Annotated in this window: 20 protein-coding genes; 6 read left to right on the forward strand and 14 right to left on the reverse strand. The window is 65.0% G+C overall.

Annotated features, from left to right (window positions below; translation table 11 throughout):
- Positions 1-254 precede the first annotated feature (254 nt).
- Both ACKWRH_RS34605 and ACKWRH_RS34610 read left to right on the forward strand, forming a co-directional pair.
- Positions 255-1,037, forward strand: coding sequence for an ATP-binding cassette domain-containing protein (locus ACKWRH_RS34605; protein WP_445217176.1), 783 nt, complete (start codon positions 255-257; stop codon positions 1,035-1,037).
- Positions 1,034-2,593: a glycine betaine ABC transporter substrate-binding protein gene (locus tag ACKWRH_RS34610; RefSeq protein WP_445217177.1), complete on the forward strand. Its 1,560-nt coding sequence runs from the start codon at positions 1,034-1,036 to the stop codon at positions 2,591-2,593. Before ACKWRH_RS34605 ends, ACKWRH_RS34610 begins: the two co-directional genes overlap by 4 nt.
- 28 nt (positions 2,594-2,621) lie before the next feature.
- Here ACKWRH_RS34610 and ACKWRH_RS34615 read toward each other — a convergent pair whose 3' ends face one another.
- From ACKWRH_RS34615 to ACKWRH_RS34625, 3 genes are all read right to left on the reverse strand, one after another.
- Complete coding sequence (locus tag ACKWRH_RS34615) at positions 2,622-2,999, reverse strand: rhodanese-like domain-containing protein (RefSeq protein ID WP_445217178.1); 378 nt, start codon at positions 2,997-2,999, stop codon at positions 2,622-2,624.
- A 139-nt stretch (positions 3,000-3,138) separates the two neighbouring features.
- Positions 3,139-4,851 (reverse strand): sulfatase-like hydrolase/transferase, encoded by a 1,713-nt coding sequence (locus ACKWRH_RS34620; RefSeq protein WP_445217179.1) that lies wholly within the window; start codon positions 4,849-4,851, stop codon positions 3,139-3,141.
- Positions 4,852-5,179: 328 nt separating this feature from the next.
- Positions 5,180-5,845, reverse strand: a complete 666-nt coding sequence (locus ACKWRH_RS34625; protein ID WP_445217180.1) for a TetR/AcrR family transcriptional regulator — start codon at positions 5,843-5,845, stop codon at positions 5,180-5,182.
- A 106-nt stretch (positions 5,846-5,951) separates the two neighbouring features.
- Between ACKWRH_RS34625 and ACKWRH_RS34630 the strand changes: the two genes are divergently transcribed.
- Entirely contained in the window at positions 5,952-6,572 is a 621-nt protein-coding gene (locus ACKWRH_RS34630; RefSeq protein ID WP_445217181.1) for a hypothetical protein, read from the forward strand.
- A gap of 7 nt (positions 6,573-6,579) precedes the next feature.
- Here ACKWRH_RS34630 and ACKWRH_RS34635 read toward each other — a convergent pair whose 3' ends face one another.
- The 9 genes from ACKWRH_RS34635 to miaA all read right to left on the reverse strand — a co-directional run bounded on the left by ACKWRH_RS34635 (position 6,580) and on the right by miaA (position 15,894).
- Positions 6,580-7,431, reverse strand: coding sequence for an SDR family oxidoreductase (locus ACKWRH_RS34635; protein ID WP_445217182.1), 852 nt, complete (start codon positions 7,429-7,431; stop codon positions 6,580-6,582).
- 473 nt (positions 7,432-7,904) lie between these two features.
- Positions 7,905-8,924 (reverse strand): ketol-acid reductoisomerase, encoded by a 1,020-nt coding sequence (gene ilvC, locus ACKWRH_RS34640; RefSeq protein ID WP_063981628.1) that lies wholly within the window; start codon positions 8,922-8,924, stop codon positions 7,905-7,907.
- A gap of 132 nt (positions 8,925-9,056) precedes the next feature.
- A complete protein-coding gene (locus tag ACKWRH_RS34645; protein ID WP_212096565.1) occupies positions 9,057-9,659 on the reverse strand; it encodes a LysE family translocator in 603 nt (200 codons plus the stop codon).
- A 7-nt stretch (positions 9,660-9,666) separates the two neighbouring features.
- Positions 9,667-10,542 (reverse strand): EamA family transporter, encoded by an 876-nt coding sequence (locus ACKWRH_RS34650; RefSeq protein ID WP_354122030.1) that lies wholly within the window; start codon positions 10,540-10,542, stop codon positions 9,667-9,669.
- 49 nt (positions 10,543-10,591) lie between these two features.
- Positions 10,592-11,287: a class I SAM-dependent methyltransferase gene (locus ACKWRH_RS34655; RefSeq protein WP_014493065.1), complete on the reverse strand. Its 696-nt coding sequence runs from the start codon at positions 11,285-11,287 to the stop codon at positions 10,592-10,594.
- 3 nt (positions 11,288-11,290) lie between these two features.
- A complete protein-coding gene (ilvN, locus tag ACKWRH_RS34660; protein WP_014493064.1) occupies positions 11,291-11,833 on the reverse strand; it encodes an acetolactate synthase small subunit in 543 nt (180 codons plus the stop codon).
- A gap of 23 nt (positions 11,834-11,856) precedes the next feature.
- The gene (locus ACKWRH_RS34665) at positions 11,857-12,828 is read right to left on the reverse strand and encodes a threonine dehydratase (RefSeq protein ID WP_445217183.1); all 972 of its coding nucleotides are present in this window, start codon (positions 12,826-12,828) and stop codon (positions 11,857-11,859) included.
- 4 nt (positions 12,829-12,832) lie between these two features.
- Positions 12,833-14,608, reverse strand: coding sequence for an acetolactate synthase 3 large subunit (locus ACKWRH_RS34670; protein ID WP_445217184.1), 1,776 nt, complete (start codon positions 14,606-14,608; stop codon positions 12,833-12,835).
- A 329-nt stretch (positions 14,609-14,937) separates the two neighbouring features.
- Positions 14,938-15,894: a tRNA (adenosine(37)-N6)-dimethylallyltransferase MiaA gene (gene miaA / locus ACKWRH_RS34675; RefSeq protein WP_445217185.1), complete on the reverse strand. Its 957-nt coding sequence runs from the start codon at positions 15,892-15,894 to the stop codon at positions 14,938-14,940.
- An 11-nt stretch (positions 15,895-15,905) separates the two neighbouring features.
- On the opposite strand from miaA, the gene serB reads away from it, so the two are divergent.
- The 3 genes from serB to ACKWRH_RS34690 are packed head-to-tail and all read left to right on the forward strand — an operon-like array spanning position 15,906 to position 17,276.
- Complete coding sequence (serB, locus tag ACKWRH_RS34680; RefSeq protein ID WP_445217186.1) at positions 15,906-16,811, forward strand: phosphoserine phosphatase SerB; 906 nt, start codon at positions 15,906-15,908, stop codon at positions 16,809-16,811.
- A complete protein-coding gene (locus ACKWRH_RS34685; RefSeq protein ID WP_445217187.1) occupies positions 16,812-16,982 on the forward strand; it encodes a DUF4160 domain-containing protein in 171 nt (56 codons plus the stop codon).
- A gap of 45 nt (positions 16,983-17,027) precedes the next feature.
- Positions 17,028-17,276: a DUF2442 domain-containing protein gene (locus tag ACKWRH_RS34690; RefSeq protein WP_445217188.1), complete on the forward strand. Its 249-nt coding sequence runs from the start codon at positions 17,028-17,030 to the stop codon at positions 17,274-17,276.
- A 108-nt stretch (positions 17,277-17,384) separates the two neighbouring features.
- Here ACKWRH_RS34690 and ACKWRH_RS34695 read toward each other — a convergent pair whose 3' ends face one another.
- Together ACKWRH_RS34695 and ACKWRH_RS34700 are read right to left on the reverse strand one after the other, a co-directional pair.
- Positions 17,385-18,884, reverse strand: a complete 1,500-nt coding sequence (locus ACKWRH_RS34695; RefSeq protein ID WP_445217189.1) for a Do family serine endopeptidase — start codon at positions 18,882-18,884, stop codon at positions 17,385-17,387.
- Between the two features lie 157 nt (positions 18,885-19,041).
- Positions 19,042-19,248, reverse strand: a complete 207-nt coding sequence (locus ACKWRH_RS34700; RefSeq protein WP_025038031.1) for a DUF2065 domain-containing protein — start codon at positions 19,246-19,248, stop codon at positions 19,042-19,044.
- Positions 19,249-19,281 lie beyond the last annotated feature (33 nt).

The raw sequence follows: 19,281 nt of genomic DNA on the forward strand, positions 1-19,281 counted from the left end.
GCCGCTCGCGCGGTCAAGTTCAATCGAGCCGCCAAGCGTGCTACGCATGGGCCTGCCGTGCTCTTACCCTCCCCTGGAGGGGGAGGGTCGGCCCACATGAGCGCAGCGAAATGTGAGACGGGGTGGGGTGACAGTCTCTCCTTTGAGGCAGTCCCCGCGTGGAGAGGTCACCCCACCCCGCTTCGCACTCCGCTCCGCTACATGCGAAGCGACCCTCCCCCTTCAGGGGAGGGTAAGAGAGTGAGCCCCGCCCAATGCCTTCCAGGCCGATGATTGGCTATTCCCACGTCAGCAAGAACTTCGGCTCACTCAAGGCCGTCGGCGATGTGTCGCTCGACATCGCCGAGGGCGAATTTCTGGCCATCGTCGGCGGCTCCGGCTCCGGCAAGACCACGCTGCTGCGGCTCGCCAACCGCCTGATCGAGGCCGATGCCGGCACGATCACGGTCGAGGGCGAGGATGTGCAGACCGTCGATCCGGTCGCGCTGCGGCGCCGGATCGGCTACGTCTTCCAGAGCGGCGGGCTGTTTCCGCATCTGAGCGTCGCCGACAATATCGGGATCACGCCAAGCCTGCTGGGCGCACCGGCAGCGGACATCACCGCGCGGGTCGACGAGCTGCTCGAGCTCGTGCAACTCGACCGTCGCGCGCATCGCGATCGCCTGCCCGAGGCGCTCTCCGGCGGCCAGCGCCAGCGCGTCGGGGTGGCGCGGGCGCTCGCGGCACGGCCCCGCATCGTGCTGATGGACGAGCCGTTCGGCGCGCTCGATCCCCTCACCCGCGATGCGCTCGGCGAGGATTTTCGCGAACTGCATCGCAAGCTCGGCCTGACCACGGTCATGATCACCCACGACATGACGGAAGCGATCCTCCTCGCCGACCGCATCGCGGTGATGCGCAGCGGACAGCTGCTGGCGCAAGGCACGCCCGCGGAACTCTCCACGAGCGGCGACGCCTATGTGCTGGAGCTGCTGCGCACGCCGCGGCGCCAGGTCGAGCGGCTGAACGCGCTACTGCCACAGAGCGGTGCGGCATGAGCCTGTTCGCCGATCCGCGCTGGGGCGAGGCGCTCTCGCATCTGCCCGACTATCTCGGCAACCATGTTCGGGTCAGCCTCGCCGCGCTCGCGCTCGGCCTCGCCGTCAGCCTGCCGCTGGCGATCCTGACACGCAACCGCCCGGCGCCGCGCGCCGTCCTGCTCGCGCTCGCAAGCGTCGTGCAGACGGTGCCCGGCTTGGCACTGCTCGCGCTGTTCTATCCGCTGCTGTTGCTGGCCGCGTCCGTGACACTCGCCTGGTTCGGAATCACCTTCTCCGCTTTCGGCTTCCTGCCGGCGATGCTGGCGCTCGCGCTCTATTCGATGCTGCCGGTGCTGCGCAACGGCATCACGGGCCTCAACGGCATCGATCCCGCGCTGATCGAAGCCGCCAAAGGCGTCGGCATGACCGCGCGGCAGTCGCTCATCATGGTCGAGCTGCCGCTGGCGCTGCCGGTGATGATGGCCGGCATCCGCACCGCGGCGGTGTGGGTGATCGGCACCGCGACCCTGTCAACGCCGATCGGGCAGACCAGCCTCGGCAATTACATTTTCGCCGGACTTCAGACCCAGAACTGGGTATTCGTGCTGTTCGGCTGCTTTGCCTCGGCCCTGCTCGCGCTCGCCGTCGATCAGCTGCTCGGCCTGATCGAGAGCGGCTTGCGCCACCGCAGCCGCCTGCCTGCCGCGCTCGGCGGCATCGGGATCGCGGCGCTGGTCCTCGCAACGCTGGTGCCGACGATGGGACGCTCGTCGCAGAGCTATGTCGTCGGCGCCAAGACGTTCGCCGAGCAATATGTGCTGTCGGCCCTGCTGAGGGACCGCCTCCAGGCCGCCAGTCTCTCCGCGACCGCGCGGTCGGGTCTCGGCTCAAGCGTCATCTTCGAGGCGCTCAAGGCCGGCGACATCGATCTCTATGTCGATTATTCCGGCACGCTGTGGGCCAACCAGCTGCACCGCACGGACATCAAGCCGCGCGCGGAGTTGTTGGCGGAGCTCAAGACAGCGCTCGCGAAGGACAACATCACCCTGCTCGGCGAGCTCGGCTTCGAGAACGCCTATGCGCTGGTGATGCCGAAGAAGCGCGCCGAGGCGCTCGGCATCCGCACCATCGCCGATCTCGCCGCGCATGCTCCAGCGCTGTCCATCGCCGGCGACTACGAGTTCTTCTCGCGCCCCGAATGGGCGGCGCTGCAAAAATCCTATGGCCTCTCGTTCCGCGCCCAGCGCCAGATGCAGCCGGATTTCATGTATGCGGCCGTCGCCAGCGGCGAGGTCGACGTGATCGCCGGCTACACCAGCGACGGACTGATCGCGAAATACGATCTGGTCGTGCTGGACGATCCCAGGCACGCTATCCCGCCCTATGACGCAATCCTGCTGCTGGCCCCCAAGCGCGCCGCCGACGAGCGATTGCAGGCGGCCCTCAAGCCGCTGCTCGGCAAGATCGACATCGCCACCATGCGCGAGGCGAACCTGCGCGCCAGCGGCAATGACGCGAACTCATCGCCCGATGCGGTGGCGAAGTGGCTGTGGGAGAAGGTGGACCGGCGCTAGGGAATGCCTCCCCGCGGCGCCGCCCTTGCTAGGCCTTCTCGGTCGCCCCTCCGGCATCGACCCAGTCCTTGAAGCCGCCGACGTTGTAGACGTGGCCATAGCCCATGTCCTGAAGCAGCTTGCCGGCGAGCGCGGAACGGCCGCCGGAGGCGCAATAGAGGATGACGGCCTTGTCCTTGGCGAGGGTCTTATCGTGATAGGGCGAGTCCGGATCGGCCCGAAACTCCAGCATGCCGCGGGAGATATTCAGCGCGCCCGGGATCTTGCCACTCTTCTCGATTTCCGGCGCATCGCGCACGTCGAGCACGAGCGCGCCCTTCCCGATCATCTCCTCGGCCTGGGCCGGCGTGATCTTCGGCACGGCCGCGTTGGCGGCCTCGAGCATCTGTTTCACGGAAATTGCCAATGACGTCTCCTTAAGGTTCGCGGTTGATCGAGCGCCCCCACTAGCCGGCATCGCCCTCCATCGCGTCCCTCGTTCGGAGGAGGATGCCAAAGCCAAAATATCGATCGACGCGGTGGCGAATGAATGGCCGCGATGGAAACTACAGCCCCCGGATGATCCCGGCATTGATCAGCAGCCGGTTGAGCCGCCGCGCCTCGGCGCCGTCCCTGCAGCCGTAGAAGATGCCTTTGCAGCGGAGCATGATCTGCTTCTGCTCGGCAAAGGAGGGATCGAGCGGAATGCCGGCGGCTTCCTGAATCACCAGCGGGAGATAGGGGCCGTCGACCGTGTCCATCACGGCCTCGCTCTTCACCGGCTCGAAATTGATGGCGTCGATCGCGTAATAAGTCGCGTAGAGACGCGGATCGTAAGCGTCGAGCTTCTTGCCGAGCGCGCCCTCGTCGAGTCCGGGCTCGAGGAGGTTCGGCGCAAACTCGGGCTGATGATCGCCGTAGCGCACGATCAGGAAGGGCTCGCCGGGAAAATTCTTCTTCAGGCCCGCGACAAACGCTCTGTACTGCTCGGCGCTCATCGCCTGCCGACGCAGATATTCGTCGATGGACGCCGCATTGCCCGGCGCGCGCCAGTTCGGCAGCAGATCGGGGCGGAAGCGCGTCTCCCAGGGGAAATGATTGGCGCCGAGATAGATGAAGGTGAACAGCGGCTTGTTCGGCGGCTGCTGGCCCATCAGCTGGAGCGCCTTGTCGTAGAAGAAGGAGTCCGGCTCGACGTCCTTGGCACCGAGATCCTTCGAGTCGAGGAAGCGTTCGACGCCGGTCGTCACCTGAAAGCTGCGCGCGCCCATGAAGCCGCCATAGGCGGGATAGAGCGATAGCGTGTCATAGCCGCAGCGGCGCAGCGCCAGCGGCAGGCCGCGCTCGACGCGGCTTGAGGCGATGCGCGTCACGAAATAGGCGAAGCGGCCGAACGAGCGCGAGGAGAGGCCAGCGAGCACGTTGTATTCGGTGAACCAGCTCGGCCCGCCATTGCTCTCGGCCAGGAACGTGCGCTGCTTTCCGTCAAAGGATTTGAAATGATCGCCATAGCGCGGCGGCACCTTGATGCCTTGCGCGGCGCGAATGTCGAAGCTCGATTCATCATGGACCATGATGATGTTCGGCCGGCGCCCCGCGGGGTGGCAGGCATCCACCAGCGGCATGTTGAGCCGTTCGTTGGTCGAGGCGGCCGACTCCATGAAACCGTATTGCGCGAAATCGGAGACCGCGCTGACACCGGAGCGGAAGAATTTCGAGAGATAGCCGTCGTCGTAATAGCCGCGCCAGGCCTCGTCCGGATGATAGAGCGAATAGCCGACCAGTGCAGCAAGACAGGCGAGCGTGGACGCGAACGCCGGCAGGCGGCGGATGCGAAACGGATCGAGCCACCACAGCGCATACATCAGCGGCAGCGTGACGAGGCCGGCCCCGATCACCGACCAGCGCAGGTTCGGGAAGATCGTGAACAGGAACGCCACGGTGTCGCGGTCGATCATCATCAGGTCGATGAAGTTGACCGTCATCTGCACGACGTCGTGCTTGAGCCGCGACAGCAGCACCAGCACAACGACCATGGTCAGCGACAGCGCGCCCGACAGCGCCGGCCGGCGCAGCAGCGTGATCCAGAAGAAATTGAGGATGCCCCAGGCGAGCACGAAGGAGAGGCGCGAACCGAAATCGGTCTCGGTCTCGTACATCAGCGCGAGTGCTGCCAGATGCGGCGCGGCGACCGCGAGCAGCCGCCAGATGCCGAGCGCGGCGACGCTGGCCAGCACGGCGGTGGTGGCAGAAGGACCTGGATTGGGCGCGGACGCCATCGACGGCACGCAACAGCTGGTCCGGCGCAATGAATACCCAGCCGTCGGGTCGGCCTGCGGCGTTCGGCGCAGCCGGAAGCCTGCACCGTGTCATAAAACTGTAATTGAATGGTCGCGGACAAGCAACGCGTGTCGCGGTCCGACCTTCGCTTAATGTTAGCAGGCGGCGAACAGCCGCACGGCCAACTCCATCCCTCACCCTGAGGAGCCTGCGAAGCAGGCGTCTCGAAGGGAGAGGCCCGAGCGGGCCTGCATGGTTCTCGCGGCGATGCGGAGCATCGTCCGCAGACGGCGCTACGCGCCTCCTCATCATGAGGGTCCCGGCAGATCAGGCGCCGCGGGTCGGCTCGGCGATCCCGGCGATGAACAGGTCGATCACGCCTTCCGCCATCCGCTCGGTCTCGCCCTCCTCCACCCCCCAGCGCGGAAAGTGGCCGTCGAGATTCATCCGGGCAAAGCCGTAGACCAGGGCGCGGCCGGCGATCTGGATGCGCTTGAGATCGGCCGACCGCAGCAGGCCCTGCTCCGCCGCGTCTTCCAGCATCCGTTCGGTCAGAGCGATCAGCTCGGCATTGTCGCGTGTCAGCTCCGCGGAGCTGCCATGGGCGAAGTAGCGCCCCGTGGAGATGATCTCGAAATGCGCGGGGTTACGCATCGCCCAGCGCAGGTAGGCGAGCCCGAAGGCGCGGAAGCGACCGAGCGGGTCGGTGGCCGGCGCCTGGTCCAGCGCCACCTCGATCTCGGCGCGAAAGCGCCGCTGCGCCTCCCCGGCCACCGCCGCCATCAGCGCGTCGCGGTTGGGGAAGTGCCGGAACGGCGCCCCCGGCGAAACCGCGGCCCGGCGTGCGGCCTCGCGGACCGAGACCTCGGCTCCCTCCGCCGCCAGTTGCAACGCAGCATCGATCAGCACGCGGCGGAGGTCGCCGTGATGATAGGGCCGGGCTTCTGGCGTTTGGCGGCGGGCGCGCGGCTTGGACGGCTGTCGGGCAGGCATAAAGCTTCCTAGCATCACCCGAACGTGAATGTAATCATCGATTACACCGTTGACGATTTCGCCAGCCTGAAATGTAATCGATGATTACATAGGGGAGGAAATCGCCATGTCACAACGTCAAAACTGGTTCGAGGGCTGGCGGCTGCTCGCCGTTCTCTCCCTGAGCCTCATCGCGCTCAGCCTGTGGATCGCGTCGATGCGGCAGTTCGAGGTCGAGGGCGTGCGGATGGTGATCCGTTTCACGGCGCGAAGCTCGCTGCTGCTGTTCTGCGTTGCCTTCAGTGCTGCGGCACTCGCACGGCTGCGGCCTAACAGCTGGACCCGCTGGCAGCGCCGCAACCGCCGCTCTCTGGGCCTGAGCTTTGCGGCCTCCCACACCATCCACGCGGTTGCGATCATTGCCTTCGCCAAAATGGACACGGCCGGCTTTGTGGAGGCGACTTCGGCCGCCTCCTACATCTTCGGCGGCATCGGCTATGCATTCATCATCGCCATGAGCGCGACCTCGTTCGACCGCACCGCCGCGCTGCTCGGGCTGCAGGCCTGGCGCGCGCTGCACCTCGTGGGCGGCTACTATCTCTGGTTCCAGTTCATGGTGTCGTTCGGCAAGCGCGTGCCGGCGATGCCGCTCCATGCCGCCTTCCTCATTCCGCTGCTCGCCGTGATGGCGCTGCGGCTGATCGCGATGGCCGCCCACCCCCGCCGACGGACGGCCGAAGCGAGCTGAACGTCGATCAGCCCTGCGGCAGGAACCCCAGCCGTTTGGCGATGATGCGATCGACGGTCCGTTTCGGCAGCAATGCGCCAATCAGATGGCGCAGCGGGTCCGGCGTGATCTGGTAGCGCACCTTGGGGCTCGCGGCGGTCAGCGCCTCGAACACGATTTCGGCGATCCGCTCGGCCGGCAGACCCTTCGCACCCAGGTCCATCATGAACGCCATGACCTTGTTCAGCGCCGGCAGATAGGGCGAGTTCTGGTAGACGGAGAGATCGATCTCTTCGGCCTTGCTCCAGATCGGCGTCTTCACTGCGCCCGGGGCGACGATGATGACGTCGATCCCGAACAGCATCAGCTCGCGCCGCAGGCTCTCCGACAGGCCTTCGATGGCATGCTTGGAGGTGCAGTAAGGCGCCGACAGCGGATTGCCGTTCTTGCCGGCGACCGAGCTGATCATCACGATCCGCCCCTTCGGCCCCGTCAGCGACGGGTCCACGCCGAGCAGCGGCCCGAAGGCTTGCGTCGCGATGACCGGGCCGATGACGTTGATGTCCATCTGGCGGCGGAAATCGTCGACCGACAATTCCAGGACCGGCCCCGCGACCGCAATGCCGGCATTGTTGACGAGCCCCGCCAGCGTGTCGCCAGCCAGCGCCTCGCGAACCTGGCGCGCAGCGGCGAGCACGGCGGCCTCGTCGGTAACGTCGAACAGGAGCGGCGTGAAGTTCGCGCCGAACTCACCCCTGAGCCGGTCGGCGTCGGCCTGCTTGCGGACGCTGCCGAAGACGCGGTAGCCGCGCCCGATCAGAAATTTCGCAATGGCCCAGCCGATGCCGGTGGACGCGCCGGTGACGACGACAGATCGCATAGACCCCTCCCCTCAAGTTCCCGCGATCATGGAGAGAAGGATGTGTCAGCGCAATGCCACCCAACGCTCAAAGGGACGTCGCGGGTGTCGATTCTTAAGATGAAGCGGCGTGCAAGCTTCGCGACTTCAGATTGATTGCGCCCTGAAGATGCAGATGAAGATCCGAATCCTCGATCTTGAAGACGCTGGGCTTTTGGCGATCGCGAGCTTCTGGAGAAGTTATGAAAAACGACGCGAGACCAAGAATGTGGTTTAAGCGTCAGTTCTTCGCGCTCAGAGGGCATGTCAGCTCGCGAAGAATTTGAATGAAGCGGCAATGCTTCGCGCGAGATGAAAGGAGCGAGACCGCTGTTCGCGATCTCGCTCCGATGTAGTCGAGAAGGTTTAAAATTTGGTTTGGCGAGCGAAGCTTGTGTTTCGCTCGTCATTCCGGGGCGCGACGAGGTCGCGAACCCGGAATGACGGCGCAGCCGTCAGTTCTTGCTCTTGTCGACCAGCGCGCCCTTCTTGATCCAGGGCATCATGTCGCGGAGCTTCGCGCCGACTTCCTCGATCGGATGCGCGGCGAGCTTGGCGCGGGTCGCCTTGAACGAGGTCTGGTTGACCTTGTTCTCGAGCATCCAGTCGCGGGCGAACTTGCCGCCCTGGATGTCGGCGAGAACGCGCTTCATCTCGGCCTTGGTCTCCGCGGTGACGATGCGCGGACCGGTGACGTACTCGCCGTACTCCGCGGTATTGGAGATCGAGTAGTTCATGTTGGCGATGCCGCCTTCATAGATCAGGTCGACGATCAGCTTCACTTCGTGCAGGCACTCGAAATAGGCCATCTCCGGGGCGTAACCGGCTTCGACCAGGGTCTCGTAGCCGGCCTTGATCAGCTCGACCAGGCCGCCGCAGAGCACGACCTGCTCGCCGAACAGGTCGGTCTCGCACTCTTCCTTGAAGGTGGTCTCGATGATGCCGGCACGACCGCCGCCGACGGCGGAGGCGTAGGAGAGGCCGAGGTCATGGGCGTTGCCCGAGACGTCCTTGGCGATCGCGATCAGGCAGGGCACGCCGCCGCCGCGCTGATACTCCGAACGCACCGTGTGGCCGGGGCCCTTCGGCGCGATCATGAGCACGTCGAGGTCGGCGCGCGGGTCGAGCAGGTTGAAGTGGACGTTGAGGCCGTGCGCGAACACGAGGGCGGCGCCCTTCTTCATGTTGTCGTGCAGGTGCTCGCGATAGATGTCGCCCTGGAGCTCGTCCGGGGTCAGCATCATGACGAGGTCGGCCCATTTGGCGGCGTCGGCGACTTCCATCACCTTGAAGCCGGCGGCCTCCGCCTTCTTGACCGAGCCCGAGTCCTTGCGCAGCGCAATGGCGACTTCCTTGACGCCGGAGTCCTTGAGGTTGAGCGCATGGGCGTGGCCCTGGCTGCCATAGCCGACGATGGCGACCTTCTTGCCCTTGATCAGGTTCAGGTCGGCGTCGCGATCGTAATAAACACGCATAGTCGTTTCCTCGTTCAGGGCCAGAATCGGCCGATAGTCAGTGTCCGAAGGGTGAAATTTGCGGATTTCGGGGGCTGTCTAGAGCATTTTCAGCCCCTAGGGAAACCCGTTTCTGCATGGAAATCCGCGACATCATGCATCCATGAAAACGGGGTAGAGGGAGGCGAGCAGCAGGAGCGCCATCACGATATTGAAGGCGCGGACCAGCCGCTCCGAGGTCAGTACCGGTCGTAGTGCAGTGCCGAACAGGGCCCAGACCACCGTCGAGACCGTGCCGACGAGCAGGCTGATCAGGGTCTGGATCGCGATGTTCAGGGGGAATTGGGCGATGGCCGCATAAGCGGTGATGGTGCCGATCACGATCACCCAGCCCTTGGCGTTGATCCACTGGAACATCGCCGCGCCCCAGAAGGTCATCGGGCCACGGCCGTCCTCCTCGCCCGGCTTGGCCGGCCCCGAGAAGGCGATCACCGCGGCGAGGTAGATCAAGTAGGCGGCGCCGGCATATTTCAGGATGGTCTGGAGGATCGGATAGGCCAGAAACACCGTGCCGAGCCCGAGGCCGACGGCGCCGACCATGAAGGCGAAGCCGATCGTGATGCCGGCGATATGCGGGATGGTGCGGCGGAACCCGTAAGTCAGTCCCGACGACAGCAGCATGATGTTGTTCGGCCCCGGCGTGAAGAACATCACGAGGGCGAAGATGATGAAGGCATAGAGCAGCGACTGGGACATGCTCACCTCACGCGGTCTTCGGCAGCGGCTGCGGGCGTCTCGCCAGCACCATCACCGCGATGCCGCCGATGACCGTCAGCATCCCCGCCAGCCGCAACGGGCCGAACTTCTCGCCAAACACGATGCTGGAAGCGGCCGAGCCGACAAACGGCACCAGCAGCGCGAACGGCACCACTTGAGCGGCTGGATAATCACGCAGCAGCCGGCCCCACAGCCAATAGGCGATGCTGGTGGAGATGGCGCCGATCGCCAACAGGCAGACGAGGCCAGTCGGCGACATATGGATCAGCGACTGGAAGGTCGGCGCCGGCCCGTTGACGACCAGCGCCAGCGCGAACAGCGGCACGGCGGCGGTGAGGCAGAGCCAGGCGAACAGGTCGAACATCGGCGCGCCACGGGCGCCGCGCAGCAGGAGATTGCCGACGGCAAAACAAATCGGGGCGATCATCAGCACCGCGAAGGCACCAACGCTGAAATCGTAACCGACGGTACCGCAGATCAAGAGCAGGCCGACTGCGGCGACGACGATGCCAAGGGTCTGCACCGGCGTCGGCCGCTCGCCGAATGCGATCGCGGCAAAGCCGATGGTGAACAACGCCTGGCTCTGCACGACGACGCTGGTCAACCCCACCGGCACACCGTGGGCGATGCCATAGGCCTGGCTCAGGAACTGGCCGAGGAACAGCGTGAAGCTGATCGCGATCAGCAGCGACCAGGCGATCTTAGGCTTGGGAATGAACAGACACGGCACCGCGGCAATGGTGAAGCGCATCGCCGTCATCAGCTCCGGCGAAAATTCGTCGAGCGCGATCCGGCTCGCCACGAAGGCAAGCCCCCAGATGACCGCTACCAGAATGGCGATGAGGATATCGGCCGGCTTCATTGTTGTTCTCGGTTCTGCTTTGTCGTGCAGCCCTGTTTGTTGTTCTGTTCTAGCCTTGCTCGCCGGCTTTCGGTTTCCGCAGCAGATAAGTGCCGTGCATGGGCGCGTGGTAGTCGACCGAGACCAGCGTGAAGCCGACATCGGTCAGCATCCGCTCCATCACCCAGCCGAAGGTGGAATATTCGTCGCGCATGTGCGTGACGACGCTTTCGCGCGAAAAATCGTGGTTCTTGATATGGAAGTCGGCCCATTGCTCGACGTCGCGCTCGATGGCGTCCGGCATCGAGGCGTAGACGATGTCGCGCAGATAGAAGCTCGCGCCCGGCTTCAGCGCACGGTAGATCCGCGACATCGCCACCGCCTTCCAGAAATCCGGCAGATGGTGCAGCGTGAACTCGCTGACGATCAGATCGTAGGATTCCGGGCGGTAGGCGAAGCTGAGCAAGCCGGCCGACTGCGTGCGCACCGGCGCCTTGCGGTCGCGGGCGTAGATCTCGGCGAGCGCCAGCATCGCCGGCGAGATATCGATGGCGTCCACCTCGGCACCCATCAGCGCCGCTTCGGTCGCGAGCACGCCGTTGCCGCAGCCGATATCCGCGATGCGCCAGCCGCGCTGCACCCCGAGCATTTTCAGCGCGGCGCGCGCCCGCAGATCGGCATCGTCATGGGCGTCGTAAATCGAAGCCACTGCGGGCTCGATCCCCATCCGGTTGCGCTCGTTATAGTACCAGTCGCGCGCCAGCATGGCTCACATCCCCTCAGGCCCGCGGCCAATCGCGGCAACGCCGGTGCGCGACACCTCGACAAGGCCGAGCGGGCGCATCAGGTCGATAAACTGATTGATCTTGTCCGTATTGCCCGTGATCTCGAACACAAAGCTCTCGGTGGTGGCGTCGATCACGCGGGCGCGGAACGCATCCGCCAGCCGCAGCGCCTCGACGCGATGCTCGCCCTGCCCGCGCACCTTCACCATCGCAAGCTCGCGCTCGATCGAGCGCTTGGTCAGCGTCATGTCGACGACGCGGTAGACCGGGATCATGCGGTCGAGCTGGTGCTTGATCTGCTCGATCACCATCGGCGTGCCCGTGGTGACGATGGTGATGCGCGACAGATGCTTCTGGCTCTCGGTCTCCGAGACGGTGAGACTCTCGATGTTGTAGCCGCGCCCGGAGAACAGGCCGATGACGCGCGCGAGCACGCCCGGCTCGTTCTGCACGAGTACCGAGAGCGTATGCGTCTCGTTGGGATCGTGGCGGTCCTCGATGAAATAGGCGGATGCGGGCTGGTTCATGGTCGTCCCCTCTTGTCTCTCCGTCACGCCAGCGCTGGCGCCTCTGCCCCGACCCAACTGCGGAACAGATCGAAATCGATATTGCCGCCGGACAGCACGAGACCGACGCGCTTGCCTGACAGTTTAGCTTTCTCTTGAAGCGCCGCGGCGAGCGCGGCGGCACCGGCGCCTTCCGCGAGATTATGCGTGTCGGTCCAGTAGGCGCGGATCGCGGCGGCGACCTCGTCGTCGGAAACCTGCACGATGCGCGCGGCACCCTTGCGGATCAGCGCGAACGCGTCTGCATCGGGAATGCGCGTTGCCATGCCGTCGGCCAGCGTGTTGCTGGTCTTCGTCGTCACGACCTTGCCGGCCGCGAACGACAGCGCGTAGGACGGCGCTTCGGTCGACTGCACGCCGACGATCTCGGTTTTCAGGCCGAGAAGGTCGCGTGCCATGATGCAGCCGGAGATTCCTGAGCCCTGCCCGATCGGCACATAGAGAACATCGAGATCCGGCGCCGTCCGGAACAGTTCGAGCGCGTAGGTGGCGACGCCGAGCACGAGATCCGGATGAAACGACGGCACCATGTGCAGGCCGGTAAACTGGGCGCGCCGTTGCGCCTCTTCGGCGGCCGCCTGAAAGTCCTCGCCATGCTCGACGAGCTCGGCGCCAAACGCCTTCATCGCCCGGTTTTTCTCGACCGAGTTGCCGCGCGGCACGTAAATCACCGCCGGCACGCCGTGGCGGCTCGCGGCAAAGGCCAGGCTCTGGCCATGATTGCCGCGCGTCGCCGAGATGATACCCGGAATGTTCGGCCGCTCGCGCTTCAGCCGTTCAAGATAGACGAGACCGCCGCGCACCTTGAAGGCGCCGATCGGCGTGTGGTTCTCGTGCTTGACGATGACCTGCGTCCCGAGGCGCTCGGCGAGCAGCGGCCAGCCGCGTGCCGGCGTCGCCGGCACCGCCTGCCCCACGATCGCATGTGCGCGCTCGAGCTCCGTCAGGTCGAACATGACGTCACACCAGCGCCTTGCCGCCGGCGAATGCCTTTGCCGTGGCCTCGTCGTTCGCCTGCTCGGGCAACAGCATCTCGTTATGCGCCTTGCCGGAGGGGATCATCGGGAAGCAGTTTTCGAGCGCCGCGACGCGGCAGTCGAACAGCACCGGACGCTTCACCGAGATCATCTCCTGGATGGCGCCGTCGAGATCGGAGGGCTTGTGCACCTGGATGCCGACGCCGCCATAAGCTTCCGCGAGCTTGACGAAATCCGGCAACGCCTCCGAATAGGAATGCGACAGGCGATTGCCGTGCAGCAGCTGCTGCCATTGCCGCACCATGCCCATGTACTGGTTGTTCAGGATGAAGATCTTGATCGGCAATTCGTACTGAACCGCCGTCGACATCTCCTGCATCGTCATCTGCACCGAAGCATCGCCCGCGATGTCGATGACGAGGCTGTCGGGATGGGCAACCTGCACGCCGATCGCGGCCGGCAGGCCGTAGCCCATGGTGCCGAGACCGCCCGACGTCATCCAGCGATGCGGCTCCTCGAAGCCGAAGAACTGCGCCGCCCACATCTGGTGCTGGCCGACTTCCGTCGTGATGTAAGTGTCCTTGCCGCGTGTCGCCTCGAACAGGCTCTGGATCGCGTGTTGCGGCAGGATCACGTCGTTGCTCTTCTTGTAATAGAGCGAGTTGCGGGCGCGCCACTGCGCGATCTGCTGCCACCAGGCCTTGATGTCGGGCTTCTTCGCTTCCGCCTTGAACACCTGGAGGATGTCGCCGAGGATGTTGCCGCAGTCGCCGATGATCGGCACGTCGACACGGATGTTCTTGTTGATCGAGGACGGATCGATGTCGATGTGGATCTTCTTCGAGCCCGGCGAGAACGCATCGACGCGGCCGGTGATGCGGTCGTCGAAGCGCGCGCCGACGCACAGCATGACGTCGCAATCATGCATGGTCATGTTGGCTTCATAGGTGCCGTGCATGCCGAGCATGCCGAGCCAGTTCTTTCCGGACGCCGGATAGGCACCCAGCCCCATCAGCGTCGAGGTGATCGGGAAACCGGTGACCTCGACCAGCTCACGCAGGAGCTTGGTCGCCCCGGGGCCGGAATTGATCACGCCGCCACCGCTGTAGATCACAGGGCGCTTGGCGTTGGCGAGCAGCGACACGGCCTTGCGGATCTGCGTCGCGTCGCCCTTCACGCGCGGCGCATAGGAGCGGTGCACGTCCGACTTGCGCGGCGGATGATAGGTGCCGGTCGCGAACTGCACGTCCTTGGGCACGTCGACGAGCACCGGGCCGGGACGGCCGGAGGTCGCGACATAGAAGGCCTCGTGCAGCACCTTGGCGAGATCGTTGACGTCGCGCACCAGCCAATTGTGCTTGGTGCAGGGCCGCGTGATGCCGACCGTGTCGCACTCCTGGAACGCGTCGTTGCCGATCAGATGCGTCGGCACCTGGCCGGAGATGCAGACCAGCGGGATCGAGTCCATCAGCGCGTCGGTCAGCGGCGTCACCATGTTGGTGGCGCCGGGTCCGGAGGTCACCAGCGCAACGCCCGGCTTGCCGGTCGAGCGCGCATAGCCCTCGGCGGCGTGGCCCGCGCCCTGCTCGTGGCGGACCAGGATGTGCTGGACCTCGCTCTGCTGGAAGATCTCGTCATAGATCGGAAGCACGGCGCCGCCGGGATAGCCGAAAATGTCGGTCACGCCATGATCGATGAGCGCGCGGACGATCATCGCGGCGCCGGTCATCTGGTTCGGATCGTGGCTCTTGTCGCTCATTGTCTTGCTCCGGATGCGCTGTTGTCAGCGGCTTCGTTCATGTCGGGTTCGGGAAATAAAAAAGGCCCCGAAGAGGGACCCTGCACACCGCCTGTCATGTGGATGGCAGCTAGCCATCCCCGGCGGTGTGCCTGGGTACGACGGCAATAAGGAGTTTGGTAATAATGTTACGCATGGCAGGCGCCCGGCTTCCCAAAGGTTGCGCGAAACATAGCGGTCAAAGCCCGGATGTCAAGGCAATGCGGCCGTTCCCGCGCGATTTTGGCAGTGTAGCGGTGTTCCCGGGGTTGAGCGAGAGGTAAATTCGGGAACTCAGGTTCAAAAACGCGTCAGCCGGGGTCCCGGGCTGCATTCACGATGGCGGCGAGCCATCCCCGCGCCTCCTCCGGCTTGACCCATTCGAATTCGGGCAATTGGTGCCGGAACCAGGTGAATTGCCGCTTGGCGTAGTGGCGGGTGTCGGCGCGACCGATCGTGGCCGCCTCGTCCAGGCCGATCTCACCGCGCAGATGCCGGATCAGGGCCGGCACGCCATGGGCTTTCATCGCCGGCAGCAGCGGATCGAGATGTCTGGCGGCGAGCCGCTCAACCTCCCTCAACGCGCCGGCACCGAGCATGGCATCGAAACGGGCATCGATGCGGGCATAGAGCTCGTCGCGCTCGGGGGCGAGAAACACCGCGTGAAAACTATCCTTGGGCAGCAGCGGCGGCTGGCCTTCATGGTGCCAGTCGAGCAGCGAACGGCCCGTCGCTTCGACCACTTCGAGCGCGCGCGCGATCCGGGTGCGGTCGCGCAGGTTCAATCGTCCGGCGGCGCGCGGATCACGGCGTGCAAGTTCCTCGTGCAGCGCCTCGACGCCGTTCCGCTCCAGCCGCGCGCGCACGTCCTCACGTATTTCGGCGGGAATCGGCGGCACCACGGAGAGGCCCGCCGTCAGCGCCTTGAAATAAAGGCCCGTGCCGCCGATGAAGATCGGCAGGCGGCCTTCGGCTTTCGCCTCTTCCAGCGCCTTCGTCGCGTCGATCACCCAGGCGCCGGCCGAGAAATTCACGGCCGCATCGACGTGGCCGTAGAGACGGTGCGGCGCGTGTCCTTCCTCGCCATGTGTGGGGCGCGCGGTGATGATGCGGAGGTCGCGATAGACCTGCATGGAATCGGCATTGATGACGATTCCGCCCGTACTCAGGGCAAGTTCGAGCGCCAGCGCCGACTTGCCGCTGGCGGTCGGGCCTGCGATAAGCACGGCCTTGCCAACATGTCTTCTGCTGACTTGCCCCTCGCTCACGAAAACCTCAAATGTCCCTCGTCGCCACGCTGATCTGCAATCCCGACAATCCCGCGCTCGACAGCACCATCGTCGACGGCGCCCGCGCCGTGCTGCCCCAGGCGCAACCTGCGCATTGGCTGTTCGACGGGATTGCGGTCGACATCCCCTTCGGCGCGCAGGATAACCTCCAAGGCGACCGCCACGCCATCGAACACCGGTTGCGCGAGCTTCGCGGCGACCTTCCCATCGACATCGTGGTGCAGCCAGTCGGCTTCCGGCGCAAGAAGCTTTTTCTCGCCGACATGGATTCCACCATGATCGGCCAGGAATGCATCGACGAGCTCGCCGATCTCGTCGGGATGAAGGCCCACGTGGCCGCCATCACCGAACGCGCGATGCGCGGCGAGATCGAGTTCGAGCCGGCGCTGCGCGAGCGCGTCGCGCTGCTGAAGGACCTTCCCGCCGGCGTGGTCGACGAGGTGCTGGCCAAGCGCATCACGTTGACGCCGGGCGGCCGCGAACTGGTCGCGACCATGCGCGCCCACGGCGCCTATACCTGTCTCGTCTCCGGCGGCTTCACGCTGTTCACGCGCGCGGTCGCCGCCAAAATCGGCTTCCAGGAGAACCGCGCCAACGAGCTCGTCGTCCGCGACGGCAAGTTCACCGGCGAGGTCAAGGAGCCGATTTTGGGCCGCGCGGCAAAGCTTGCGACGCTGGTGGATCTGATGGAGTCGTTCGATCTCGACGACATCGACTCCGTCGTGGTCGGCGATGGCGCCAACGATCTCGCGATGATCCAGGCGGCGGGACTGGGCGTGGCGTATCACGCCAAGCCAGCGGTCGCGGCTGCGGCCGCCGCGCGGATCGACCATGGCGATCTCACCGCGCTGCTCTATGCGCAGGGGTATCGGCGGGACGAGTTCGTGGAGAGCTAGATGCCGACCGTCCTACGCTGGGGACCATATCGGGCATTCTTCTACTCAAACGAAGGCAATGAGCCACCGCATATCCACGTGCGTGCGGGCAACTACGAAGCCAAGTTTTGGCTGCACGACCTCGATGTGGCCGTCAATGCCGGATTTCAGCACACGAAATCGGCGCTATAGTGAAGCATCTGAGGTCGCACCGCGATTTTCTTGAAGGCAAGTGGCATGAGCACTTTGGAAATTGACGTCGGCGACATCCGGCCGGTCGCGGTTGCCTTCACTGCTGACGAACTGACGGTAACGCTGGCCGATGGCCGGAAGATCGCGACGCCCCTAGCTTGGTATCCGCGTCTCAGGGATGCGAGCGCGGCTGCCCGCGGTCAGTTCGAGTTGATGCCGATGGGCATTTACTGGCCTGAGCTGGACGAGGACCTCGGCATCGCCGGTATGCTGAAGGGACGGCCGGCTGCTTAGCCTTTATCTGTGCCCGCTAGCAGGCGATCCAACATTCCAGAAGCCACGACATACTCGATGCCCCGCTTTCGCGGGGCATGACCGTGACCGTCGAGCGAACAACGTACCTTACTGCACGCTCAGCGCCACAAACCGCAGCTCGCCGTCGGCGTTGGAGACGAGCAGCAGCACGGACTTCTTGCCGTCCTTCTTGAGCTGGTCGACCCGCTTCTGGACGTCGGCGCCGCTCGATACCGCTTCCTGCGCAACCTCGACGATGACGTCGCCGGCGGAGAGGCGCTTCTCGGCAGCGTCCGAATTGACCTCGACATTGGTGACGACCACGCCCTTGACGCTGTCCTTGATCTTGTAGCGCGTGCGCAAATCCTTGCTGAGCGCCGCGAGATCGAGACCGAGCGCCTTCTGCGTCACCAGCTTCTCGGGCGCAGGCTCGTCGGTCTTCACCGCGGCCTGCACCTTGTCGGGATCCTGGAGGCGGCCGAGCGTGACCTTCTTGATCTCCTCCTGGCCCTTGCGGATGATGACGACGTCGACCTCCTTGCCGACCGCCGTGTCGGCGACGACGCGGGAGAGGTCCTTGGGGTCCTTGACGTCCTTGCCGTCGAACTTGACCACGACGTCGCCGGGCTCGATGCCGGCGGGCTTGGCCGGGCCCTTGTCATCGACGCCGGCGACCAGCGCGCCGCGCGCGGGCTTGATGTTGAGGCTCTCGGCGATCTCGTCGGTGACGCTCTGGATGCGCACGCCGAGCCAGCCGCGGCGCAGTTCGCCGAACTGGCGGAGCTGGTCGACCACGGCGACAACCGTCTTCGAGGGCACGGCAAAGCCGATGCCGATCGAGCCTCCGGAGGGCGAGATGATCAGCGTGTTGACGCCGATGACGTCGCCATCGAGGTTGAACAGCGGACCGCCGGAATTGCCGCGGTTGATGGAAGCGTCGGTCTGGATATAGCTGTCATACGGTCCCGAGGAGATGTCGCGGTTCTTGGCCGAGACGATACCGGCCGTCACCGTGCCGCCGAGGCTGAACGGATTGCCGATCGCGATCACCCAGTCGCCGAGACGCAGCTTGTCGGAGTCGCCGAATTTTACGGCCACCAGCGGCTTCGGCGGCTTGAACTTCAGCACGGCGAGGTCGGTCTTCTTGTCGACGCCAACCAGGTCGGCCTTGATCTTGGTGCCGTCGTTGAGGATGACGTTGATCTCGTCGGCGTCCGCGATGACGTGGTTGTTGGTGACGACGACGCCGGCGGTGTCGATGATGAAGCCGGAGCCGAGCGAATTGGTCTTGCGGGGCGGATTGTCACCGCGCTCGCCGCCCTTGCTGCCGCCGCCGGGGCCGCGGCGGTTCTTGAAGAAGTCGTCGAAGAACTCCTCGAAGGGCGACCCGGGCGGCAGTTGCGGCATGGTGTTGCTGCCGCCGCCCTTGGCTTCGACGGTCTGCGAGGTCGAGATGTTGACGACCGCGTCGATCACCTTCTCGGCGACGTCCGCGATCCCGTCCGGGCCGCGCGCGAGGGCCGGCGTGGCGAACGCGCTGAATGCACTGACGGCGAGCGCGGCCAGCCCTAAGCGCAAGCGGGTCGGGGCAATGGTGGCAGCGGTCATTGGTATCTCCAGAGAAAAGGATCAGGCGCCAAGGATTCGCCTCCAAGACTGCGCTCGAACGGGGGGACGGCGCAAGCGCGGAGCTTAACGGGCCTCAAGACCCGGATAATACGGCGAAAACCAGTCTCTCGCCTTCACTTTGGCGTTGGCGTGACGCCTAAATCGGACGGCGCATAACCCAGATCAAGACCAGGCCGGCCACGGCCGAGCCGATCCCAACCGCCCGCAGGATATTGTCCGGCGTGGCGATGGCGCTTTTCATGGCCTTGCGCATCCAGTTGGGACTTGCCGCGAACATCAAGCCTTCCAGCACGAACAGGATGCCTAAGCCGATGAGGAAGTCGGCGAACGCAATGGACCTCATCGGAATGGAACCTCCCGTTGTGCTGTTCTTGTC

The organism is Bradyrhizobium sp. Pa8 (assembly GCF_052588265.1).